At 50.7% G+C, this 23,689-nt stretch carries 23 protein-coding genes and 1 tRNA gene; 9 read left to right on the forward strand and 15 right to left on the reverse strand.

The window, feature by feature from the left end; translation table 11 throughout:
• Positions 1 to 98: 98 nt before the first annotated feature.
• Positions 99 to 172 (reverse strand) — tRNA-Arg (locus ACFQ2T_RS12790).
• Between the two features lie 156 nt (positions 173 to 328).
• Here ACFQ2T_RS12790 and ACFQ2T_RS12795 point away from each other — a divergent pair.
• The 5 genes from ACFQ2T_RS12795 to ACFQ2T_RS12815 all read left to right on the forward strand — a co-directional run bounded on the left by ACFQ2T_RS12795 (position 329) and on the right by ACFQ2T_RS12815 (position 5,524).
• Positions 329 to 1,468: a sugar phosphate nucleotidyltransferase gene (locus ACFQ2T_RS12795; RefSeq protein WP_379035013.1), complete on the forward strand. Its 1,140-nt coding sequence runs from the start codon at positions 329 to 331 to the stop codon at positions 1,466 to 1,468.
• Positions 1,469 to 1,626: 158 nt separating this feature from the next.
• Positions 1,627 to 3,111 carry a choice-of-anchor I family protein gene (locus ACFQ2T_RS12800; RefSeq protein WP_379035015.1) on the forward strand — a complete coding sequence of 495 codons (1,485 nt, stop codon included), beginning with the start codon at positions 1,627 to 1,629 and terminating at the stop codon, positions 3,109 to 3,111.
• A gap of 175 nt (positions 3,112 to 3,286) precedes the next feature.
• Complete coding sequence (locus ACFQ2T_RS12805) at positions 3,287 to 3,790, forward strand: c-type cytochrome (protein ID WP_379035017.1); 504 nt, start codon at positions 3,287 to 3,289, stop codon at positions 3,788 to 3,790.
• 123 nt (positions 3,791 to 3,913) lie between these two features.
• On the forward strand, positions 3,914 to 4,750 hold the full coding sequence (locus ACFQ2T_RS12810) for a symmetrical bis(5'-nucleosyl)-tetraphosphatase (RefSeq protein WP_379035019.1): 837 nt from the start codon (positions 3,914 to 3,916) through the stop codon (positions 4,748 to 4,750).
• 12 nt (positions 4,751 to 4,762) lie between these two features.
• The gene (locus ACFQ2T_RS12815; RefSeq protein WP_379035021.1) at positions 4,763 to 5,524 is read left to right on the forward strand and encodes a sulfite exporter TauE/SafE family protein; all 762 of its coding nucleotides are present in this window, start codon (positions 4,763 to 4,765) and stop codon (positions 5,522 to 5,524) included.
• Here ACFQ2T_RS12815 and ACFQ2T_RS12820 read toward each other — a convergent pair whose 3' ends face one another.
• From ACFQ2T_RS12820 to ACFQ2T_RS12855, 8 genes are all read right to left on the reverse strand, one after another.
• Positions 5,525 to 6,349 carry a lysophospholipid acyltransferase family protein gene (locus ACFQ2T_RS12820; RefSeq protein ID WP_379035022.1) on the reverse strand — a complete coding sequence of 275 codons (825 nt, stop codon included), beginning with the start codon at positions 6,347 to 6,349 and terminating at the stop codon, positions 5,525 to 5,527. It abuts the gene before it with no gap.
• A 1-nt stretch (position 6,350) separates the two neighbouring features.
• Positions 6,351 to 7,154: a GNAT family N-acetyltransferase gene (locus tag ACFQ2T_RS12825; RefSeq protein ID WP_379035024.1), complete on the reverse strand. Its 804-nt coding sequence runs from the start codon at positions 7,152 to 7,154 to the stop codon at positions 6,351 to 6,353.
• Positions 7,155 to 7,306: 152 nt separating this feature from the next.
• Complete coding sequence (locus ACFQ2T_RS12830) at positions 7,307 to 7,765, reverse strand: outer membrane lipoprotein (RefSeq protein WP_379035026.1); 459 nt, start codon at positions 7,763 to 7,765, stop codon at positions 7,307 to 7,309.
• A gap of 62 nt (positions 7,766 to 7,827) precedes the next feature.
• Complete coding sequence (locus ACFQ2T_RS12835) at positions 7,828 to 8,799, reverse strand: carbohydrate kinase family protein (protein WP_379035028.1); 972 nt, start codon at positions 8,797 to 8,799, stop codon at positions 7,828 to 7,830.
• 110 nt (positions 8,800 to 8,909) lie between these two features.
• Positions 8,910 to 9,476: a TetR/AcrR family transcriptional regulator gene (locus tag ACFQ2T_RS12840; RefSeq protein ID WP_379035030.1), complete on the reverse strand. Its 567-nt coding sequence runs from the start codon at positions 9,474 to 9,476 to the stop codon at positions 8,910 to 8,912.
• 86 nt (positions 9,477 to 9,562) lie between these two features.
• Positions 9,563 to 10,309: a hypothetical protein gene (locus ACFQ2T_RS12845; protein ID WP_379035032.1), complete on the reverse strand. Its 747-nt coding sequence runs from the start codon at positions 10,307 to 10,309 to the stop codon at positions 9,563 to 9,565.
• A gap of 3 nt (positions 10,310 to 10,312) precedes the next feature.
• Positions 10,313 to 10,723, reverse strand: a complete 411-nt coding sequence (locus ACFQ2T_RS12850; protein WP_379035034.1) for a CopD family protein — start codon at positions 10,721 to 10,723, stop codon at positions 10,313 to 10,315.
• A gap of 1 nt (position 10,724) precedes the next feature.
• Positions 10,725 to 11,231: a TlpA disulfide reductase family protein gene (locus ACFQ2T_RS12855; protein ID WP_379035036.1), complete on the reverse strand. Its 507-nt coding sequence runs from the start codon at positions 11,229 to 11,231 to the stop codon at positions 10,725 to 10,727.
• A 296-nt stretch (positions 11,232 to 11,527) separates the two neighbouring features.
• Here ACFQ2T_RS12855 and dld point away from each other — a divergent pair, with 296 nt between their 5' ends.
• Positions 11,528 to 13,228: a D-lactate dehydrogenase gene (gene dld, locus ACFQ2T_RS12860; protein WP_379035038.1), complete on the forward strand. Its 1,701-nt coding sequence runs from the start codon at positions 11,528 to 11,530 to the stop codon at positions 13,226 to 13,228.
• An 85-nt stretch (positions 13,229 to 13,313) separates the two neighbouring features.
• Here the strand turns inward: dld and serA are convergent, their stop codons facing one another.
• Both serA and ACFQ2T_RS12870 read right to left on the reverse strand, forming a co-directional pair.
• Positions 13,314 to 14,537 carry a phosphoglycerate dehydrogenase gene (gene serA / locus ACFQ2T_RS12865; RefSeq protein WP_379035040.1) on the reverse strand — a complete coding sequence of 408 codons (1,224 nt, stop codon included), beginning with the start codon at positions 14,535 to 14,537 and terminating at the stop codon, positions 13,314 to 13,316.
• 288 nt (positions 14,538 to 14,825) lie between these two features.
• A complete protein-coding gene (locus ACFQ2T_RS12870; RefSeq protein WP_379035042.1) occupies positions 14,826 to 14,948 on the reverse strand; it encodes a DUF3149 domain-containing protein in 123 nt (40 codons plus the stop codon).
• Positions 14,949 to 15,101: 153 nt separating this feature from the next.
• Here ACFQ2T_RS12870 and ACFQ2T_RS12875 point away from each other — a divergent pair, with 153 nt between their 5' ends.
• Together ACFQ2T_RS12875 and ACFQ2T_RS12880 are read left to right on the forward strand one after the other, a co-directional pair.
• Entirely contained in the window at positions 15,102 to 16,118 is a 1,017-nt protein-coding gene (locus ACFQ2T_RS12875; RefSeq protein ID WP_379035044.1) for a quinone-dependent dihydroorotate dehydrogenase, read from the forward strand.
• Positions 16,118 to 16,732: a glutathione S-transferase gene (locus tag ACFQ2T_RS12880; RefSeq protein WP_379035046.1), complete on the forward strand. Its 615-nt coding sequence runs from the start codon at positions 16,118 to 16,120 to the stop codon at positions 16,730 to 16,732. The genes ACFQ2T_RS12875 and ACFQ2T_RS12880 overlap by 1 nt, the downstream gene beginning before the upstream one ends.
• A 976-nt stretch (positions 16,733 to 17,708) precedes the next feature.
• Here ACFQ2T_RS12880 and ACFQ2T_RS12885 read toward each other — a convergent pair.
• Both ACFQ2T_RS12885 and miaB read right to left on the reverse strand, forming a co-directional pair.
• Positions 17,709 to 18,650 (reverse strand): PhoH family protein, encoded by a 942-nt coding sequence (locus ACFQ2T_RS12885; protein ID WP_379035048.1) that lies wholly within the window; start codon positions 18,648 to 18,650, stop codon positions 17,709 to 17,711.
• Positions 18,651 to 18,653: 3 nt separating this feature from the next.
• Complete coding sequence (miaB, locus tag ACFQ2T_RS12890; RefSeq protein ID WP_379035050.1) at positions 18,654 to 19,991, reverse strand: tRNA (N6-isopentenyl adenosine(37)-C2)-methylthiotransferase MiaB; 1,338 nt, start codon at positions 19,989 to 19,991, stop codon at positions 18,654 to 18,656.
• Between the two features lie 118 nt (positions 19,992 to 20,109).
• Between miaB and cysG the strand changes: the two genes are divergently transcribed.
• Complete coding sequence (cysG, locus tag ACFQ2T_RS12895) at positions 20,110 to 21,510, forward strand: siroheme synthase CysG (RefSeq protein WP_379035052.1); 1,401 nt, start codon at positions 20,110 to 20,112, stop codon at positions 21,508 to 21,510.
• A gap of 26 nt (positions 21,511 to 21,536) precedes the next feature.
• Here the strand turns inward: cysG and ACFQ2T_RS12900 are convergent, their stop codons facing one another.
• Entirely contained in the window at positions 21,537 to 22,850 is a 1,314-nt protein-coding gene (locus ACFQ2T_RS12900; RefSeq protein ID WP_379035054.1) for an ATP-binding protein, read from the reverse strand.
• Positions 22,851 to 22,877: 27 nt separating this feature from the next.
• Positions 22,878 to 23,603 (reverse strand): osmolarity response regulator transcription factor OmpR, encoded by a 726-nt coding sequence (gene ompR / locus ACFQ2T_RS12905; protein ID WP_379035056.1) that lies wholly within the window; start codon positions 23,601 to 23,603, stop codon positions 22,878 to 22,880.
• Positions 23,604 to 23,689: the final 86 nt, after the last annotated feature.

Below are 23,689 nucleotides of genomic sequence, written 5' to 3' on the forward strand. Positions count from 1 at the left end.
ATTCAACTTTGAAGCTCACCCACTTTCAGTCACAACCAGAATGTTTTTTTTCCATCCAGGATCGACTCTGATTGGTCGTTATAACTATTTATAATTAGTGCGCCCGGCGAGATTCGAACTCACGACCCTTGGCTTCGGAAACCAATACTCTATCCAGCTGAGCTACGGGCGCAATCCGGCCATTATAGCAAATAAGTCGCACTGCCCCGGTGCGCGAGCTGTCTTTTTCTCTGCCTTTGCTGGCATAAGTCGCCTGAAATAATCCTGTCATAGAGCATGACTATGCTTGTTCCTGAAAACGTTAAAGTTATTTAAGGATATAAGCATTATGAAAGCCATGATTCTGGCTGCTGGTAAAGGCACACGTGTTCGGCCACTTACTTATGAATTACCCAAACCTATGATCCCCGTATTGGGCAAGCCGGTGATGGCTTACCTGATTGAGCATCTCGCCTTGCATGGCGTGGCGGATATCATGATCAACGTCAGTTACCTGCACAAAAAAATCCAGGATTACTTTGAAGACGGCCACAGGTTCGGCGTGAATATCGGTTATTCGTTTGAGGGCGATATTATCGATGGTCAGGTAGTACCGCATGCGGTGGGTTCTGCGGGAGGCATGCGCAAGATCCAGGATTTCAGCGGCTTTTTTGATGAGACAACCATTGTGCTGTGCGGCGATGCGGTGATTGACCTGGATATCACGAGGGCAGTGAAAGAGCATAAAGAGAAAGGTGCGATGGCGAGCCTGGTGACCATGCAGGTGCCTATGGACAAGGTTTCCGGCTATGGCGTGGTGGTGACCAACCAGGAAGGGCGCATTATTTCGTTCCAGGAAAAGCCCAGCCAGCTGGAAGCGCGTTCTAACTGGGCGAGCACCGGTATTTATATTTTTGAGCCGGAAGTGCTGGACCTCATCCCTATCGGTAGCGAGTTTGATATTGGTTCTGATCTGTTCCCGTTACTGGTGCAACGCGGGTTGCCTTTTTATGCGATCCAGCATCCGTTTAACTGGATAGATATTGGCGTGGTGGCGGATTACTGGCTGGTGATGCAACAGATGATGCAGGGCTTTTTCCCATCAATGCCGATTCCAGGTAAACAGGTCAAGCCAGGTGTGTGGGTCGGGTTGAATGTACATATCGACTGGGAGCATACGCATATTGAAGGGCCGGTGTATATCGGCTCCGGTTCGCGGGTGAACAAGAACGCACGCATTATTGGTCCAACCTGGATCAGTAACGGTTGCCATATCCAGCGCGACAGCACGGTGATCCGTTCCATTTTGTTTGACTACACGCGCATTGCCCAGGATTACAAAGTGGAAGAGCGCATCGTCTGCGGTGAATATTGTGTGGACCGTGATGGCCGCATGATGCATATCGATGACGAAAACTGCGACATTATCTGGACCGATGCGCGTGAAAAAGTGGTGTACCCGCAGAATTACGCTTATGCGCGGCTGTGATGTGAGAGTGTGCGCTCACAAGTCTATTGTTTCAGGCTGATGAAATATGTTTGCAAGCGGTTTTTATATAGTCCGTTGACTTCTGTTTGACATGGCAGTTTAAAGGATTTGTCATATTGGCTACGTATCCTCTAAGGTCTTTGAGAGAGGATACCAAAATGAAAAAAATGACATTAATGCTGGCATTAGCGTTAGGCACCATGAGTGCTGCGCAGGCCGCGACAACTTATCAGATCAGCAAAGAGTGGTCTTTTGCCCATAGTGGCAGTGGCTACCTGGCTGAAATTCCAGCTTACGATGCGATCACCAATACCATCTGGGTAGCAGGGGTTAAAGGTGTGGATGTATTGAACGCCAGCACCGGCAGCCTGGTGCAACGTATCGACACCAGCGCTTTTGGAAGCATCAACAGTGTGAGCATCAAAAATGGCCTGGCTGCATTCGCGATTGAAAATAACACACGTACCAATGCCGGTATCGTGCAGCTGTATGATACTTCCAGCAGAAGCCTGGCCGCTGGCACCAACAGCTTTACTGTTGGCGCGTTGCCAGACATGCTGACATTCACGCATGATGGTTCGAAAATCCTGGTCGCAAACGAAGGTACACCAGATACTTACGGCAAACGTATTGGTACAGATGTGCCACGTAACTATGGCGCCGCTGCGAATGATCCAGTTGGCAGCGTTACTGTGATTGATGTCGCTTCCCGCACTGTGGCTGCCACAGCAACATTAAACGGTGTGCCAACTTCAGGCTCTCATATCCGCACCAATACCGGCATGAATTTTGAGCCGGAATATATTGCGGTGAGCCAGGATGGCAGCAAGGCTTATGTAACATTACAGGAAGCCAATGCGATTGGTATTCTGGACCTGCATACCAACACATTTACCAATGTGGTTGGCCTGGGCGCTAAAGATTTTAGCCAGCCGGGCAATACGCTGGATCCTTTGAATAATGGTACTGTCAGCTTTGTGAATGCCAACGTTAAAGGCCTTTACATGCCGGACGGCATTGACACCTATTCTGCTGGTGGCAAAAACTATCTGGTGATGGCGAATGAAGGTGATTTCCGTGAAGATGACGGTGACCGTTCTGCAGCCAGTTCATTAGGCGCAACCGGCGACTTGGCCAATATCCGTGTATCTAATACAGATTCTTCCCCAGGTGATTTATACGCGGCAGGTGCACGTTCATTCAGCATCCGTGATGCCAATGGCGCGCTGGTATATGACAGTGGCGATATTCTCGATAAAGAAGCGGCAGCGCGTGGTATTTACGATGATGGCCGCAGTCGTGACAAAGGCGTGGAGCCAGAAGGTGTTGAGCTGTTTACATTGGATGGCCGCACCATTGCTGCTGTCGGTTTGGAAAGAACCACCACCGGTGCGATTGCTTTGTTTGATATCACTGACCCGACCAAAGTCAGCTTTATCGATATGATCGTGTCTACCGGTGACCTGGCACCGGAAGGATTGACCGCGTTTACGTTTGGTGGAAAATCCTACCTCGCGTTTGCTAACGAAGGTTCTAACACGACTTCACTGTACAGCATCAGCGCAGTGCCTGAGCCAACGTCAGCCGCAATGCTGGGCTTGGGTGTGCTTGCCTTGAGCGCAATGCGTCGCCGCCAGAAATAAGCTAATCACAATAACATTTGCAGTATGACTTATGGAGCCGGGCATTGATTGCCTGGCTTTTTTGTTTTCACGGACTTTAAACGTGTGCGGGCGGGCTGTGGCCATGTTACGTTTCATGACATTGGGTTCTGCGTTATAATCGCGCAGGTCATTTCAAAATCAATGGGGCGCAGATATGTCGGGGTACAAGGAAGGTTCAAGCATCAAAGAGTTAATCATTGTGATACCAGGCACAATTATTGGATTCACTCTGTTAGTGTCACTGCTGGCTTATCTTTTTGGTGTGATTGGCAGTGAAAAACCTGCACCAGCCAAAGAAGTCACAGAAGCGGCAGAACAAAAAATAGCCGCAAACATCCAGCCGGTTGCTACGGTTGAAGTAGCGGCAGACGCTGGTGATCACGTAGAAAAAAGCGGTGAAGAGATTGTAAAAGTCACTTGTGCAGCATGTCACGGTGTAGGCGCTTTGGGCGCACCAAAAATCGGTAATGCCGGTGACTGGGGTCCACGTATTTCACAGGGTTACGAAACACTGGTGAAACACGCGATTGAAGGTATCCGCAGCATGCCACCACGTGGAGGCGGCGCTGACCTGACCGACCACGAAGTCGCTGATGCTGTGGCTTATATGGCGAATCAGGCCGGGGCAAAATTTGATGCTGCCAGTTTGAAGAAATAAACTGCATGTTATGTAAAAGCCGCTTGTGACAAGCGGCTTTTTTGTTTTTAGCGACTGTTTGTTTATAGTGCAGAATATAGCTGTTTTAACTTACATAGATGATGACAGGCACAGGTGAAAAGCATGGCAAGATATGCAATAGGTGATATCCAGGGCTGTTATCACTCGCTGATGCAGTTATTGGCTGAAATCAATTTTCAGCCTGCGCATGACCAGCTATGGCTGGTGGGCGATATCATCAATCGTGGTACCGGTTCGCTTGAGGTATTGCGCTGGGCTTATACACATAAAGACCAGATCAAGCTGGTGCTGGGCAATCATGAGTTGCATGCGATTGCCGTGGCACATGGCGTGCGTCCACCGCATCGGTTTGACACGCTGGCCGATATTTTTTCTGCGCCCGATGGTGGCGAACTCTTGCATTGGTTACGCCAGCAGCCACTGATGGTGCTGGAAGACGACTATGCCATGGTGCACGCTGGCTTGTATCCGCAATGGACATTAAGCAAAGCCAAACGGCTGGCTGAGGAAGTGGAAGCCGTATTGAGCGATGCAGACTATGCCACTTTTTTATTCGCCATGTACGGTAATACCCCGGCGCAATGGAACGATGCGCTGGTGGGCATGGACAGGTTGCGTGCCATCGTCAATGCCTTTACCCGCATTCGCCTTTGTAGTGCACAGGGCGAGATGGAGTTCACCTTTAAAGGCGAGGTGCCGGATATGCCTGCGGGTTATTACCCCTGGTTTCAAATCCCCGACCGGCGTTCAGCTGGTGCACAAACGATCTTGTTCGGCCACTGGTCGGCCTTGGGCCTGCACCAGGGCGATGGCGTGGTGGCGCTGGATACCGGTTGTTTATGGGGGCGCCAGCTGACGGCTTACAACCTGGATAATCAGAAAGTGATACAAGTGGGGCTGGACGAACGGGATAGGCCAGCGGCAGGTGGCGGTGACTAGCGCGCTGTTGCCATGATGGATCTCTGGCTGGTTGTGCTGGCTTCTTTCCTGGCCGGTATCATGGACGCCATGGTCGGCGGCGGTGGCCTGGTCACTGTACCTTCGCTGTTATCCACTTATCCCACCTTGCCGCCTTCGCTGCTGCTGGGCACCAATAAATGTTCCAGCGTATTTGGTACTGCGGTGGCGGCGTTGCGTTATGCCCAGCGGGTCAAACTGGACTGGGCCTGGCTGCTCCCGGCAGCCCTAATTGCTTTTGCCGGGTCATGGCTGGGCGCATGGACCTTGACCAAAACGGATCCTGAGTTTTTGCGCAAACTGCTGCCGCTGATTTTGCTGTTTGTGCTGCTCTATACATTGCTGCATCGCCAGTTTGGCATGTTGCATGCCCCGCTACGTACGCAGCGTACCCGGCTGTTACTGGCCATGGCGATTGGCGGTCTGATTGGCTGGTATGACGGGTTTTTTGGCCCGGGCACGGGTAGTTTCTTTATTTTCCTGCTGATACGTTTGCTCGGCGTGGATTTCCTGCACGCATCAGCCTCCTCTAAAGTATTGAATGCGGCCTCAAACCTGGCGGCAGTGTTATTACTGGGAGCGACCGGGCATGTCTGGTGGCAGGTAGGGCTGGCGATGGCGGCTGCCAATGTGGCCGGTAGTTTGCTGGGCACTGCATTGGCACTCAAGCATGGTGCAGGGCTGGTGCGGCGGGTATTTATTGTGATGGTGATCCTATTGATTTTGAAAGCTGGCTGGCAGGCTTATGTGCCATGATCAGGCCACCGCCTCCTGGTCAGGCGTTTGCAGACTGGGCGCTTGCTGATTTGACGGTGATATAGGGGAGAGCACCTGCGTGATTTCAGCGTGGGCAAGTTCGGCCAGTGCCTGGCGACTCATCTCCCTGGCTAAAATCGGGTGGCAAAAGTGCAAATGGACTGTCGGTGACCGCATATGAATAAATGCCAGCATGGATTCAACCATGGTGGTTTCCCCGGCATAAGCCGCAGCCAGGTTGAGGCTGCCATCCGGTTGTGCATAGCGGATCGCCACCGGAATCACGATGGTATTGGCATCAATCGCTGCCTGTATCAGGCTGCTTTTGAAAGGTAATACCTGTGTGCCCTCTGTCGTCGTCCCTTCCGGGAAAACGCACAAATTATCTCGTAGCTTCAGGGCATTGCTGGCAATCTGCACCACGCGCGCCGCATCGCGCTGGCGTGTGCGGTTGATGAAAATGGTCCCGGATTTTCTGACCAGATAGCCGAATACCGGCCAGTTCCTGACTTCCAGCTTGGCGACAAAACGTACCGGTAGCAGGCTGTTGATGGCATGGATATCTACCCATGAAATATGGTTGGCGACAAATAGCACGCCATGCGTATCTTTGCCGGGCAATGCGCCGCTGATGGTCAGGGTAATGTTGAAACAGCGTAACAAACGGCGGCACCACCATTGAATGATAGCCGTGCGCACGTTGCGGTTGGCCACCGGCAATACTAGGGTTGCCAGTGTCAGGCCTATCAATACATGCAAGCTAATGCGGGCGATGCGCCATCCGCGGATTAAAAAGGGTGTTTTCGTTAAAAGTATATTGGACAAATTATTTCAAGAAATGCGCTGCATATCTGGGGTTGATGCGGGAGAGAGGTAACAATACCAGCATATCTGCAGTATTAAAAGCCGGGTCCCAGGCCGGTTCGCCGCAAATGTAGGCGCCCAGTCGCAGGTAGCCCCTGATCAATGGCGGGCAGGTGACCGGTAAGGACTGGTCCAGTGCCTCAATCGGTAACGGGTTATGCGGGAACACGCGGTATTCGGCCGGTGAGAGGTATTCTTCACGCAAGCTGCTGAACAGCGAAGCCGCCATATGGCCGCCATCATGCATGGAGATGCTGGCGCAACCTATCATGTATTCATACTGGCGCGCCATCATGTATTTGGCCAGGCCTGCCCACAACATGGTAATGGTGCCGCCAGTGCGGTAATCTGCGTGTACGCAGGCGCGGCCAACTTCTACTGTGCGGTCGCTCAACGGCGACAATCTGCTTAAATCGAATTCACCGGCTGAGTAATAACCACCCGCCAGCATCGCCTGCATAGGGTTGAGAATACGGTAGGTGCCTACCACTTGTTGCGTCGCATCATCGCGCACCAGTAAATGGTCACAAAAGGCATCAAAACCATCGACATCCAGCCCGTTAGTGCTTTTGATGTGCGCGCCCATTTCCTCGGAAAATACCTGGAAACGCAGGCGTTGTGCTTCGGTGATTTCTTCTGCGCTGGTGGCAAGGGCGACGCTGAGTGAGGCGGCCTGCTTGCGCGAGGGATGGATACTGTTTTGAAGATCAGACTGAGAAATGCCAGAGTGACCACTGCCGGGTTGCTGCAAATCTTGCTCAAACATCACGCTTCTCCTTAGTGATTTAGCGAGATGATAGGATTGCGATGTGAATGATTGGTGACGATGTTGTGACAGTTGTGTGACGGAAATGGAAATGCGCAGGCAATAAAAAAGAGCGACCTGGTCGCTCTTTTTTATACGCTGTGCTGCTTGAGTTAATGGCTTACGCGTGAAGTGGAGCCATTTTCCACGATACGCACACGGTCACCCGGCGCAAACTGTTCGTCGGCTTCCTGGACGATAGACACCAGGTTGCCACCGTCCAGTTTGACAGTGATTTCATAGGCGTTTTTACGCGTCACGCCTTCTTCAATCGCTGACCCTGCCAAACCACCGGCAACTGCACCAATCACCGCAGCAATGATGCTGCCCTTGCCGCCGCCTATGCTGCTACCGGCAATACCACCAACAGCACCACCAGCGACAGTCCCGACTGGAGACTTGGTGCCTTCCAGTTTGACACTACGCACACTCTCAACCACGCCGGTTTTCACCGTTTGTGTTTTACGCGCTTCGTCGCGCGAGTAGACACTGCCGGAGTTGGAGCTGGCACACGCGCCTAAAAATCCTACCATGACTACCAAAGCAACCCACTTTAATGCATGCACTTTCATGTGATTTCTCCTGTCTTATTTTCTCTTGGTTTCCGTCAATATCCGTTGATCTCAATATTGATTTAGCTTGATGCAGGACGACTCAATGAAGGGTCTTCCTTAATTGCATCCTGGACCAGCGCATGGCTGTAAATACTTTCAATCTTTTCTCGACTGGCTGTGTGATTCTGGCCACCCCTGTGCGCAATTTTAATCGCGCCAAGGGTTGCTGCCAGGCGACCACAGGTTTTCCAGTCCCAACCACGTGCAATGCCATATAACAAGCCAGCCCGGTAAGCATCGCCACAGCCAGTCGGGTCTACTATTGCTTCTGCCTTAACGCATGGTATTTCATGACGTTGACCATCAGCATAAATATGTGACCCTTCGCCACCCAGCGTCACGATCAGGGCTTTCACTTTTGCAGCCAGTTGCTCCAGTGTCAGCCCTGTCTTATCTTGGATGACCTGAGACTCATAATCGTTCACTGCCAGATAGTCTGCCAGCTCAATAAAATGGAGTAATTCTTCGCCATTGAACATCGGCAGGCCCTGGCCGGGGTCAAACATGAATGGAATCCCTGCTTCGTGGCATTCTTTGGCATGCTGGAACATGGCATCGCGCCCGTCCGGGGCAATGATCGCCAGCACTGCATCCTTGGCATCGTTGACGCTGTTGGCATGTGCTTGCTGCATGGCACCAGGATGGAATGCAGTGATCTGGTTATCGTCGATATCAGTAGTGATAAATGCCTGTGCAGTGAATGCGCCATTGATGGTTTTAATATGCTGACGATCAATGTTGTGCTGTTCCAGCCAGTTTTGATAAGGCGCAAAATCATCCCCTACGGTGGCCATGATCTGCGGCTGGCCTTCCAGCAGTTGCAGGTTGTAGGCAATATTGCCGGCAGTGCCGCCAAACTCCCGTCGCATTTCCGGGACCAGGAATGCCACGCTGAGTTTATGGATTTTGTCCGCCAGGATATGGTTTTTAAACTGGTCGGGGAACACCATGATGGTGTCATAGGCCAAAGAGCCGCAAATTAGAATCTTCATGTGTCGTTTTGAGCTTGGGAATGAGTCTGTGGTTGAAAAATAGCAGCTATTATTGCCGCCAGCCCATAAGCTGGCAAGCCTTACTTAATCTTTGTCAGTTTGGTACTGCTTCAGGATTGCTTGATGGCCATATCAATCAGGGTTTTAGCGGCCTTTTTGGCTGACTTTATGGCACCTGAGCCCCGCTTGATTTGTTCCGCCTGCACTGCGCCTTCAAACAGGATGGAAAGTTGCAGGGCCAGGCCTTCGGCATCTTTGATCTGCGCTTCTTGCGCCAGCTGATGGATAAACTGGCGAAATTCTCGTGATTGCTGTGATGACAGCTGGTGAATACGGTTTTCTTCGTTGGGGAATTCAGCCGAAGCCTTGATAAAAGCCACGCCGATGAAAGAGGGTGAAGTGACCCATTCCTCAATAAAATCAAATAATTGCTGAATCTTGGCGTCAGGCTTGTCACTTAACCCTGCCAGCTTTTCATTCATCCAGCTTTGAAAATCGTGATGGCTTTGCTGCAATACCGCCAGGATCAGTTCTTCTTTGGTTTCAAAGTATTTATACAGCGTCATTTTGGTGGTGCCCGCGACTGCCACAATCGTGTCTACGCCGGTGGAGTTGATACCACGCGTCTGGAACAGGTCCGTCGACACCTGCAGGATTTTTTGCTTGAGCACACTCATGGGGTGGATTATAGCACCCTATACTAAACGGTATAGTATTCGTATGCTATTCAATGCTATGGCGGGTTAGCTGAATCTAGGCGTGATTAGTTTCTGGAATTAGCCATTAATTTTGGCGTGTAATTACATTGCACCTGATCGAGCAGCTGATTGACCAGCACCTGTTCATCCCTGTTGGTGGTGACGTGGCCATTGATCACGTTTTCGATATACACGCTTTTTAGCCTTTCCGGCAGATGTAGCGCTTCTATCATGCGGCAATCGCCATGTTTCATGGTTTCCAGGCGACCATAGATGGCCGCTGTTTCAGAGGGGCTGGCTTCAAGGGAGAATGGATTTGGTGAGGGCTCGGATGGCTCAGCCGCACTTGCGGTGCTGATTTCAATCGGCTGCGATGTCGGCCAAAAATGCCCTGCCAATATGCCGCTGAACAAGGCTATCGCGACAATGCTGTAATTACGCACTGCAAGCCAGTCGATTTCCCGGCTGGTCTGCTCCTTGATCAAGGCTTGCGCTGCACGCCTGGCATGGTGCAGGGCGGTGGAGTCGGGATGTCTAAGCTTCTCCTGGCAGGCGCTCATCGCCATAAAGTACAACTGGTTAGCCAGCATTTCAGGCAGGCGTGCGCCCGCTTTCTGTGATTGCACGGTCAAATAATTTTGCAAACGCCCGGCCTCCGTAGTGGGGTTGGAGGAGAGTGTCTGGCTGGCTAAAGGACTGGAAAGTAAATCATCCAGGATAGAAAATAATCCCAATAGTTTTTGCACAGGTTGCTTGCCGGATTTATCCAGCATGCGTACTAACCACTCAGATTGCAGCAGGCTTTCCAGCATGGTTTAAAAAGGTTTAACCACCACGAGAATCACGATCACAAGCAGCAGAAGCACCGGGATTTCATTAAACCAGCGGAACCAGGTATGTGAGCGCTGGCTGGTCTTCGCCGCAAACTGTTTGAGTAATTTTCCACAATAATGGTGATAACCAAGCAGGAGAAACACCAGGGTTAATTTAGCGTGCAGCCAGCCACCGGTGAAGCCGTAGCCCAGCCATAACCAGAGGCCAAAGCCTAATGCAAGTATCGAAAGCGGCTGCATGAAGCGGTACAGCTTTTGTGCCATCAACACCAGTCGCGCATACGCCTGGGGGTCAGTCTCCATCGCCAGGTTGACGTAAATGCGGGGCAGGTAAAACAACCCGGCAAACCAGCTGGTGACAAACAGGATATGAAACACTTTGATCCACAACATACTAGGGTGCCTGCTGTTCTATTAATTCGTGTAGTTTAGGGAAATCCAGTTCGCCTATGACTTTTTGCAGGCGACGGCCTTGCGGGTCATATACAAAAGCAGTGGGTGTAAGGTTGACTTTGCCAAAGGCTTTGACCATTTCGCCAAAACCATCGTGCATCACGGCAAACGGCAGCGCTTTCTCCTGGCTGTAATTTAAAACCTGGGCTGGCGGGTCATAAGGCATGGCTACCGCAATGACCTCAAAATTTTTATCTTTATATTTTTTATAAGTTTCAATCAGGGTCGGCATCTCTTTAATACAGCCGGGGCAATCGGTGGCCCAGAAATTAACCAGCACGGTTTTGCCACGCAGCGATGACATGCTGATTTTCCTGCCATCCAGCGTAGTAAAAGTAACCTCGGGGGCCTGCGGTTTTTGCATGACAGCCATGGCCAGGCCGATAAATAAAGCTAGCGCAACCAGTGGCATGAGCCATTTTTTGTATGAAAACGTGTATTTCGACATGGTGTTTAAATCTGGATTAGATCCTCAAACGACTGTTTATGTGACTTGATTCAGCATGTTGTTATTTATGATGACTTGAAATCAGGCATCAGCAGATGCATCTCTAAACTGTGCAGAATAATTCAGGCCAGATTCTACTCTTGTTATGATTATTCTTGCGCGAAATTCCATGTCACTATCTTTATTAACAGACAATGCAATCATGATTCAGTTTCGCAAGCGGCGCGGCGGTCTGCTAAAAATGAACATGCTATAATTCTGCTGCCGAATTTAAGGATCATTCCCCTCAGTTTCTTATGACACACCCAGCCAGCGCAACGTTAATCCGCAACATGCAAGCCATCGTCGGCAAGTCATTTGTATTGACCAGCCACACTAAAATTGCACCCTACAGCAAAGGTTTCCGCTTTGGTTCTGGTGAAGCGATGGCGGTGGCGCGACCTGGAACCCTGCTGGAAATCTGGCAGCTGTTAAAAGCCTGCGTGGAAGCCGATGTGGCTGTGATCATGCAGGCTGCCAATACCGGCCTTACCGGTGGTTCCACACCTGATGGCAATGACTATGACAGGCCGATAATCATTATCAATACCATGCGTATTAGTGAGATTCACCTGATTAACGATGCCAAACAGATTATCGGTTTGCCTGGCAGCACCTTGTTTGGCCTGGAAGAGACCCTGAAGCCATACGGGCGCGAGCCGCATTCGGTGATCGGCTCTTCCTGTATTGGAGCCTCGATTATCGGGGGAGTGTGCAATAACTCTGGCGGTGCGCTGGTGCAGCGTGGGCCGGCTTATACCGAGCTATCGCTTTATGCGCAGATTAACGCGGATGGCACTTTGCAACTGGTGAACCATTTAGGCATTCAATTAGGTAACACGCCCGAAGAAATACTCACCAACCTGCAACACAAGCATTATCGCCAGGCGGATATTGAGCATCCGGATAAACTGGCTTCAGATAATGTGTATCACGAGCGCGTACGCGAAGTGGATGCCGATACGCCAGCACGTTTTAATAATGACGGGCGTCGCCTGCATGAGTCATCTGGTTGCGCAGGCAAGCTGGCGGTATTTGCCGTGCGCCTGGATACTTACCCGATTCAAAAGCAGCAGGTGTTTTACGTAGGCACCAATGATGCGCAAGTGCTGGCGACCATGCGTCGCGAGATTCTTACGCAATTCAAATCGCTGCCTGTGTCCGGCGAATATCTTCACCGTGATTGCTATGCCGTGACCAAGAAATACGGTAAAGATACTTTCTGGGTGATCAATACTTTCGGTTCCAAGTTCATCCCCACCCTGTTCAGCATGAAACGCACGGTTGACCGTATCGCCAGCAACTTCAGGTTTTTACCTGCCAAGCTGTCTGAAGTGCTGATGCAATGGTTCAGCTATTTGTTGCCTAGCCATCTGCCTGGCCGCATGGAGGCGTATCACCAGCAATACCAGCATCACTGGATTGTTGAAATGAGTGGTGAAGGCATTGAAGAAGCACGCGCATACCTCAAGCAGTTTTTCGAGACACACCAGGGTGATTACTTCGAGTGTACGCAAGAAGAAGGTGATAAAGCCATCTTGCATCGATTTGTCGCCGGTGGCGCGATTGGCCGCTATCATGCATTACATAAAGAATCGCTGGGTGCGATGATGACCGTGGACGTAGCACTGCGCAGGAATGAAGCCAAATGGTTTGAAGAGTTGCCGAAAGAGATTGATGACTTGATTGCCGCCAAGTTTTATTACGGGCATTTATTTTGCCATGTCATGCATCAGAACTACGTGTTGAAAAAAGGCGTGGATGCCAAAGCTTTAAAGCAGAAAATATTAACCTCGTTTGATGCGCGTGGTGCGGAATATCCGGCCGAGCATAATGTCGGGCATGAGTATGTTGCCAAGGAACCGTTGCGGAAGTTTTATCGTGTGCTGGACCCGACCAACAGTTTTAACCCTGGCATTGGTAAAACCAGCAAGTTGAAGAACTGGGTCGAGCGCTAATGCTTTAGTGCATTGTTAGCGAAATCAGCAATAAAAAAAGCCTTGCATCACTGCAAGGCTTTTTTTATTGCTGCCAGAAAGCTGATTAGTACAGCACTCTCAGGCGTATGGTACCGGCGACAGTATCCAGTTGCTCAAATGCCAGTTTGGAGTCGACATCAGCCACATCCATCACCAGGTAACCGATATCATTACTTGTCATCAGGCTCTGGGCGACGATGTTGATGTTACGCTCGGCAAACAATTGGTTGATATTGGATAACACGCCAGGCTGGTTGTGGTGGATATGCAGCAGGCGATGTGTATTCGGCTGTTGCTGCATGGCGATCTGCGGGAAGTTCACAGCAGATACGGTAGTACCGGCACCAGCAAACTGCACAAATTTTTCTGCCACTTCAATACCGATATTGGCTTGCGCTTCCTCGGTTGAGCCACCTACGTGAGGCGTCAAAATCACATTGTCCAGGCCGCGCAACGGAGATTCCAGCGGCTCGTCATTCGATTTTGGTTCAGTCGGGAACACGTCAATCGCCGCGCCACGCAGTTTGCCGTTTTTCAGGACAACTGCCAGTGCATCAATGTCCACACAAGTACCGCGTGCGGCGTTCATAAAGATAGAGCCGGGCTTCATTTCTTCAAACTCGGCGGTCGACATCATGTTTTTGGTTGTCTCAAGCTCAGGCACGTGTAAAGACACCACGTCAGACTGGTTGAGCAGTTCTTTCATGGTACCTACCTGGCGGGCGTTACCTAAAGGCAGCTTGGTGATCACATCAAAGTAGATGACCTTCATGCCCAGGCTTTCCGCTAGTACGGACAATTGGGAACCGATGCTGCCGTAACCTACGATGCCCAGTGTCTTGCCGCGTGCCTCATTCGAGTTCGCTGCTGTTTTCGGCCAGGAGCCCTTATGTACTGCAACACTTTTTCTAGGGATATCACGCAGCAACAAAATGATTTGACCAATGACCAGCTCGGCAACGGAGCGTGTATTGGAATAAGGGGCATTGAATACCGGAATGCCTTTATCGCGTGCAGCGTCCAGGTCGACCTGGTTGGTGCCGATGCAGAAGCAGCCGATCGCGGCCAGCCTGTCTGCAGCTTCCAGCACACGTTTAGTGATCTGTGTGCGTGAACGAAGACCGACAAAGCGGGCGCCTTTGATTCTTTCGATCAAGGCATCTTCGTCCAGAGCGGTCTTGACATAGTCAATGTTGGTATAGCCTGCATTGTTCAGTGTATCAATGGCGTTTTGATGCACACCTTCTAACAATAAAAACCGGGCAGATTCTTTAATATTTGATTCCATACGCTACCTAAGGAAATGAATCAGTGGAGAAAAATAAGCTCGTGAGTATAGCATAAATGAAAAGCTGTTATTGCGTAAAAGGTGGTTAAACTGACTGATAGTCCATGGCCTGATTTGGACATGGCAGGTATGGTAGATTGTTTATGTACGCGGTGCTCAGCGCTGGCATTGATTGATGATGCTGCTCTCTAACAGGGGCTGTTATAATTAAGTGAAAGCCCTGCATATGCAGGGCTTTAAAGCGTTGTAAACCAGGACTTGATTGTTTTTCCAGCTTAAGGTGTCATATTATTTTCGCGATTTAACGTAAACATATATGCCTGCCCATGTCATGACGATAGTCATGGCGGCAATAACGATCAAGCTCATCAAACCATAATCGGTAGAGAATAAATCAATCAGAATTTTCATCGTATGTCCTCTTGTGAGTGTCAACACTTGCAAACATGTATCTGATGATTATTTTGAACGCTTATATCGAGATGGTTTTTGATATAACGCAAACCTAATGCATGCTGCATCCTGTGAAATCATCTTTCACGCGCCAATAACAGGAAATAGTTGATGAATGTGTACCCCTTATTAAAACCGTTAATGTTCAAGCTGGATGCCGAACATGCGCATGACCTGACGCTTAAATCGCTAAAACGCGCCGAGCAGTTTGGTTTGCTGGCATTCGCGAGTGGCCGCCTGCCTGATCAACCCAGGCAAGTGATGGGGCTGCATTTTCCTAATCCGGTAGGGCTGGCCGCTGGCCTGGATAAAAATGCCATGGTCATCGATGGTATGGCTGCACTGGGGTTTGGTTTTCTCGAGGTAGGGACAGTGACGCCACGCCCGCAGCCTGGCAATCCGCAACCGCGCCTGTTCCGTTTGCCGGAAGCCGAAGCCATCATTAACCGTTTTGGTTTTAACAACCTGGGGGTGGACCAGCTAATCCAGAATGTGAAGGCCGCAAAATTCAAAGGCGTGCTGGGCATCAATATCGGCAAGAATTTTGATACGCCAAACGAACGCGCGGCAGAGGATTACCTGACCTGCATGCGTAAAGTGTATGCGCATGCCAGTTACATTACGGTGAATATCTCCTCGCCCAATACCAAGAATTTGCGTGCCTTGCAGGAAAAAGACGCACTTGGTGAATTACTGGCAACGCTAAAATCCGAGCAAAATATCCTGGCGCAAGTGCATGGCAAATATGTCCCGGTCGCATTGAAGATCGCACCTGATCTGACGACTGAGCAAGTGCAGGAAATTGCAGGCTTGCTGATGCAGCATCGAATCGATGGTGTAATTGCGACTAACACTACGCTGGCGCGTGATGCAGTCGCAGGATTGCCACATGGCGAAGAAATCGGTGGTTTATCGGGTGCGCCAGTAAAAGAAGGTTCTACAAAAGTGATTCGTACGCTAGCTGCTTCATTGCAAAACAGTCTGCCGATTATTGGCGTGGGTGGTATTTTGAATGGGGATGATGCTAAAGAGAAGATAACAGCTGGCGCCAGCCTCATCCAGTTATACAGCGGATTGATCTATAAAGGTCCGCAGCTGATCAAAGATTGCCGCCGCGCGTTACTTTAATGTCGCTGCCAATACTCTATTCCTACCGCCGTTGCCCTTATGCCATGCGTGCTCGCATGGCGTTATGGGCAGCACAGATTCAAGTGGAGTTACGTGAAGTCTCACTGCGCGAGAAACCGCAGCACTTATTGCAGATATCTCCCAAAGCTACGGTGCCGGTATTACAGTTGGCTGATGGAGTAGTATTCGAACAAAGCCTGGATATTATGCGCTGGGCATTACAGCAAAATGATACACATGGATGGCTTAGAGGCGATGTGGCGATGGCCGATGCGTTGATCGGCTTGAATGATGGCGACTTTAAAAAGGCGCTAGACCGCTATAAATACCCTGAGCGTTATCCTGAACAATCTCCGTTATTTTATCGCCAGCAGGGAGAGCAGTTCTTGCAGAGGTTGGAAGCTTTGCTGACTGAGCATCGTTTTCTGTTGGATGATTCCGCCAACATTGCGGATGTAGCGATTTTTCCGTTTATCCGGCAGTTTGCGGCGGTAGATGCGGAGTGGTTTGCACATAGTTCGTATTCCAGATTACGGGAATGGCTGGCTGGGTGGGTTGAAGAGGAGTTGTTTACTGAGGTTATGCAGAAATTTCCGACGTATATAGAGGGTTAGAGTTAGAGATAGTTGTGAGCTTTTTCGCAGAGCATATTTGCGGAGCGGCTGGCTTTTGCAGAAGCCAGAGTACCCTGCAATAGGCCGTCATTCTGGCGGAGGCCAGAATCCAGGCAGAGTTACTTCTTGGCTTGGCTACAATAAAAAAACGAATGTTGCGCTTGCTGATGGTTTTAATAGGTATTTCTTCGGATAATCCACCGTTCTTTTTCGCCTCTAAGCGAGTTACTTTTCTTTGCTTGCCCAAAGAAAACGTAACCAAAAGAAAGGGCACCCTAGCTTCCGCTCATTTCCTGCGTTGCTCATCAAAATAAGCGGTCGCGAAACTCATCCTAGCGGCCTGCACACTACGCAGGCCACCGAGGGATTCAGACAGTCGCTCCCTTATTTCTTATTTTGCCTGCGCTACTCGGCGCGTCAGATAGGGACCCGTTGAAAACCACCACGTTTTAACAGTATTGGAAAGTAATGGGCAGAGGGCGCTAAGTGACCTTTTTTAATTCACAAGACAAAACTCCACGAATCACTTCCGTTGTTTTGCCATTTGGCTTTGCTTTATGCAAGGGTTGAGCGGGACGCAATGCGAAAAGCTTCACTTCAGTAAACGCGTGTGGTTTTAACGGGCCCCTATCTGACGCGCCGAGTAGCGCAGTCAGCGTGGGAGGAGTCGGCCAGCGTCTGTTTGAGTTCCGCAACAAGCCACGTTCTGTGTGGCTTGTCAGGGCGAGTTTCGTTGGCCGCCCACGGTGATGAGCAACGCAGGGAGAAAGCGGAAGCTAGGGTGCATTTCTTTTGGTTACATTTTCTTTGAGCAAGCAAAGAAAAGTAACTCGCCTAGAGGCGAAAGAAAATGGTGAATATGCAAAGAAATACCGATTAGAGTTTACAACAAGTGTAGCGATGGTTCTTTTATTGTAACCAAGCTAAACATGAACCTTGGCTGGATTCCAGCCGACGCCGGAATGACGAGTTCTTGCTAACCCGCCTGCTCATATCTCTCATAAGCATTAATAATCTTCTGCACCAACGGATGCCGCACGACGTCCTGTGACAAAAAGTGAGTAAAGGCAATACCTTTCACATCTTTCAGAATTTTCTGTGCTTCAACCAAGCCGCTTTTCTGGTGACGCTGCAAATCGATCTGCGTCACATCACCCGTAATCACCGCTTTCGTCCCAAAACCAATCCGCGTCAAAAACATTTTCATCTGCTCAGGCGTCGTATTCTGCGCTTCATCCAGGATAATAAAACTTTGGTTCAACGTACGACCACGCATATAAGCCAGTGGCGCCACTTCAATCGCCCCTCGCTCAAACATTTTGTTCACCGTATCGTAACCCGCCAGATCATAAAGCGCGTCATACAACGGGCGTAAATATGGATCTACCTTCTGATTCAAATCGCCCGGCAGGAAACCCAAACGCTCGCCTGCTTCTACCGCCGGGCGTACCAATACAATCCGTTTGACGCGGTCACGCGTCATTGCATCCACTGCACTGGCTACTGCCAGGTAAGTTTTACCAGTACCGGCGGGGCCTATGCCAAAGGTAATGTCATGATCCTGTATTTGTTGCAGGTAGCCGACCTGGCGCGGGGTACGGCCGTGCAAGTCGCCACGACGTGTCATCAGTGCCGGCATTGCGCTGGTGGCTACTTCCTCTGGTTTGAGCTTGTCGATTTCAACCAGGCCTAATTGAATATCTTCCAGCTCAATTGGCTTTTTTGAGCGCGCATAAAAGTTTTCCAGCATCTGCGCGCCTAGTCTCATATTTATTTCGGTACCGGTCAGGTGGAAAGTGCTGCCACGGCGGTTGATATCGATATCCAGGCCATTCGCCAGCTGGCGAATATTTTCATCCAGCGGGCCACACAAGTTGGCCAGCATCATGTTGTCTTCAGGTTTTAGGGTGATTTCCATTGCTTAATTCACTATTTCGCCTACCAGGCGGTGCGGGTTGTAGACATCGGTAATTTTTACTTCGACCATCTGGTGGATAAAACGTGCATCAGCTGCAATATCTACCACGCGGCCATTGTCGGTTTTACCGGCCAGCAGGCTAGGGTCTTTCCATGACGGGCCATCGATTAGCACACGTTGTACGGTGCCAAGCATGCCGCGGCTGATGGCGTCACCGCTGGTTTGATTTTCGGTTTGTAACTGTTTTAACCATCCAGCTTTAGTCTCTTGTGGTGTTTCATCCGGCAAATAACTGGCCGGAGTGCCAGGTCGGGGGCTATACAAAAAACTGAAACTGTAATCAAAGCCGACATCTTTCATCAACTTCAGGGTCGCCTGGAATTCTTTTTCGGTTTCGCCCGGAAAGCCGACGATGATGTCGCTGGTGATGGTCAGTGCCGGATTTGCCGCTTTCAGTTTGCGGATCAGGCCTTTGTATTGCAATACCGTGTAATTACGTTTCATCGCCATCAGTATGCGGTCACTGCCTGCCTGCACCGGCAAGTGCAACTGGTTGGCCAGTTTTGGCACGTTGGCATGGCAGGCAATCAGCCGCTCATTCATTTCATTAGGGTGACTGGTGGTGTAACGGATACGTTCGATTTGTGGAATTTCCGCCACCGTTTCAATCAGCATGGCCAGGTCAGCTTCAATGCCTGCATACTGGACACGGTAGGCATTCACGTTTTGCCCAAGCAAAGTGATTTCTTTCACGCCTTGTTCGGCCAGTTGAATGGCTTCTGTCAGCACATCTTCAAACGGGCGGGAAAACTCTTCACCACGGGTGTAAGGCACCACGCAAAAAGTGCAGTACTTGCTGCAGCCTTCCATGATGCTTAAAAATGCGGTGGCGCCTTCGATCCTCGGTGGTGGCAAGTGGTCAAATTTCTCGATCTCGGGAAAGGTGATATCAACCTGCGGTTTGTTTTGTGCGCGTTTGGCTTTAATCAGTTCCGGCAGGCGGTGCAGGGTTTGCGGGCCAAATACGACATCGACATACGGCGCGCGTTTGATAATCGCATCACCTTCCTGGCTGGCGACACAGCCGCCAACGCCGATGACCAGATTGGGATTTTTTTCCTTGAGCGGAATCATGCGGCCAAGGTGGCTGAATACTTTTTCTTCGGCTTTTTCACGGACCGAGCAGGTGTTGAGCAAAATGACATCAGCCTCTTCCATATTGTCGGTCTGGGTCATGCCGTCGTGTTCACGCATCAAGTCAACCATGCGTGAAGCATCGTACTCGTTCATCTGGCAACCAAACGATTTAATGAATATTTTTTTACCGCTGTCCTGCTTCATCTAGCATTTTTTCAAATCAAAACAGTATTTTAGCGTATTTGACTGTGGCTGGCATGATAATCGGCAGCGCAATTCATGACTGCGGTAAAATGACGTATCTTTTAAAAAGCTTTATTGCATGCAAGCCTTACCGATTTTTTTCAATATTGCCCAACGTCTTTGCCTGGTGATAGGGGGTGGCGATGTGGCGACCCGTAAAGTCATTATGTTGCGTAAGGCGCAGGGTAGAGTTGTCGTGATTGCGCCTGAACTAAGCACTGAGCTGCACGAGATGTTGGCGCAAAACGAGATTGAATATGTGAAAACCTGTTTTGCGCCTGAACAGCTCACCGGTGCCTGCCTGGTGATTGCTGCGACCAATGATGAGGCGGTGAATGAAGCTGTATCACTAGCGGCCAAACGCTTAAATATTCCCGTCAATGTGGTGGACGCGCCAGCCTTATGTACTTTCACCATGGGTTCGATCATTGACCGCAGCCCGGTGGTAATTGCAATTTCCAGTGAAGGCAATGCCCCCGTGCTGGCGCGGCATATCCGCAGCAAGATTGAAACCATGCTGCCCGCTGCTTACGGCAGGATTGCAGCCATCGCTGGCGAATTCCGTGACCAGGTAAAAGCCAGGTTCGCTACCACTCAAAGCAGACGCCGTTTCTGGGAAGACGTATTAAACGGCCCATTAGTCGAACGCGTATTGTCCGGCCAGGAGCAGGCGGCGCGCGAGTTGCTCGGTGAATTGTTAACGCAAAGCGACGATGCACCCCCGCGTGGAGAAGTCTATCTGGTGGGTGGCGGGCCGGGTGATCCTGATCTGCTGACTTTTCGTGCGCTGCGTTTAATGCAGCAATGCGATGTGTGCGTCTATGACAAGCTGGTCAGCAAGGAAGTGATGGAGTTGGTGCGGCGCGATGCCGAACTGATTTATGTCGGCAAATCGCGTGACCAGCATACCCTGCCACAAGAAGAGATCAATGCCTTGCTTGCGAGGCTGGCACTGGAAGGTAAAAGGGTATTGCGTTTAAAAGGCGGCGATCCTTTTATTTTTGGTCGCGGGGGTGAGGAAATCGAAACGCTGATGCAGCATGGCGTACCGTTCCAGGTAGTGCCTGGCATTACTGCCGCTAATGGTGTATCCAGTTATGCTGGTATCCCGTTAACGCACAGGGATTACGCCCAGGCTTGCCTGTTCATTACCGGTCATTTAAAAGATGGCACCATAGATCTGGACTGGCAGGCGATGGCGCGTCCACGGCAAACGGTGGTGATTTATATGGGACTGGTGGGGCTGGAGCAGATTTGTGCGCAACTGATTGCGCATGGTGTATCGACGGATATGCCAGCCGCAGTGATACAGCAAGGCACTACCCAAAAGCAGCGCGTGGTGGAATCAACATTGGCACATTTGGCGAGTGATGTTGCAAAAGCAGGATTAAAACCACCTAGCCTGACCATTATCGGTGAAGTGGTGCAGTTAAGATCACGCCTGAACTGGTTTACACCATCCGGGGATGCCGCTGGCTGATCACGCTCACTGCTGGAGAGATAGCGTTAAGTGTTTGGCAGGATAGGTAGTGACAACCTGGCTTCCAGGCCGCCTTCAGGGCGATTGAGCAGGTAGAGCTGCCCACCATGTAATTTTGAGATGCGGTTGCAAATGGCCAGGCCCAAGCCACTGCCACCTTCATATTTATTGCGTGCGCTATCCATACGTTCAAACGGACGTAACAGCCGTTCGGCATGCTCTTGCGGAATGCCAGGGCCATTATCCAGCACGCTGACCACAATCTTGTCCGCCATCACCTGGCTGCGCACTTCCACTTTGCCTTTGCCGTAGTTATAGGCATTGCCTACCAGGTTATCCAGCAGCCGCTGCATCGCCAGTGGCCGGATAGGAATAAAATATTTCGGGCCCAAGGATATTTTCAATTCACGTCCTGCACGCAGTTGTCGGTCAGACAGGGCGCGTAACAAGTCGTTGATATCCATCATACGCGTGGGTTCGCCTTCCACACCGCGCACAAAATCCAGGAACTGGTGAATGATATTATCCATATCGGAAATATCTTCAATCATTCCGTGTTTCATATAGTCGGCTTCTTGCGGCAGCATTTCCACCGCTAAGCGCAATCTTGCTAACGGGGTGCGGATATCATGGGAAACGCCCGCCAGCAACAATGTGCGTTCCGCGTCCAGCCTGGCCAATGACTCGGCCATTTCGTTAAACGTATGTGTTACCTCGCGCAGCTCTTCCACACTATCTTCAGGCAGTTTTGGTGCAGGTTCGCCATTACGCAAGCGCTCTGCGGCGTGTACCAGCATGGTCAATGGCCGGTTGATACGCGCCGTCAGCAGGTAGCCACCGACCAGGGATAGCAGGCCCACCACGGCAGCCCAACCCAGCCAGTGCCATGGGAATGGCCGGTCTACCTGGATTTTGGGAATCACTACCCAGAAGTCATCCTGTCCGACATTAAAGCTGATCCACAAACCGGGAATATCGTAGTGATTGACGGTAATAATGGTTTCTTCGCCCAGCTTGTCGCGGATTTTCTGGGCCATCAGGTTGATAAACGGATCTGACGGTAATGCTTCGATATCTTCCAGGAAGTCAGCCGCGTAGACGCGCACGCCTTCACGCCCAGACAGTTCTGAGAGCAGGGCCAGGCGGCGGTTTTCGTGCGAGGCAATCAGCGAGGCACGCGTGTAGTTGACAATAGTGACGGCTTGCAGCGCGGCGGCAGTGGCACGGGGTTCGCGATCAAAGTAATCAAAGATTTTGAGCGAAGCATAGATGCTGACCGCCAATAGGATGGCGATCAGTAACATGATGCGGGAGAGCAGTCTGCGGGGTAGTAGGCGCACGAGAGCTAGGGCTGGCGAGGCGGCGCGTTACTGTGGTGATTCGCCATCAGGAATAAACACATAGCCAAAACCCCACATGGTTTGCAGGTAGCGTGGGTGCGCCGGGTCCGGTTCAATAATGCGGCGCAGTCGCGAGACTTGCACATCTATGCTGCGGTCAAACACATCCAGTTCGCGGCCACGCGCCAGTTGCATCAGCCGGTCACGTGACAGTGGTTGGCGCGGGTGCTCGGTAAATACCTTTAGTAATGTGAATTCACCACTGGTAATGGTAATGGCAGTGCCATTTTTACTCAGGCTGCGGGTGTTAACGTCAAACACAAATTCGCCAAACTGGAAGGCAGCATTTTTATCTTCAGCCGCCAGTTTCGGCGTGATTTCATGCCGACGCAGTACGGCGTTGATGCGTGCCAGCAGTTCACGAGGATTAAACGGTTTAGGCAAATAGTCATCCGCACCCATTTCCAGGCCGACAATACGGTCCACCTCATCACCGCGAGCGGTCAGCATGATGATAGGCGTGACATGGTTGGCACCACGCAAGCGGCGGCAAATAGCCAGGCCATCTTCGCCAGGCAGCATTAGATCGAGAATCAGTAAATCAAAGCTCTCGGCGGCCATGGCTTTGTCCAGCTCCTTGCCATCAGACACTGATTTGATATTGAAACCTTGTTCCGTCAGGTAACGCTGTAAGAGTTCGCGCATACGCAAGTCGTCATCGACCATCAAGATTTTTTTAAACTGTTCTGCCATACGAACCTTCACACTAAAACTGGCGTCTTGGTTAACGCGTTAAGCCGAAATAACGTGGTCATGAGACCTGATGATAAAACGGCTGG

Origin of the sequence: Methylophilus flavus (genome assembly GCF_042678905.1) — a bacterium.
GTDB lineage: Bacteria > Pseudomonadota > Gammaproteobacteria > Burkholderiales > Methylophilaceae > Methylophilus > Methylophilus flavus.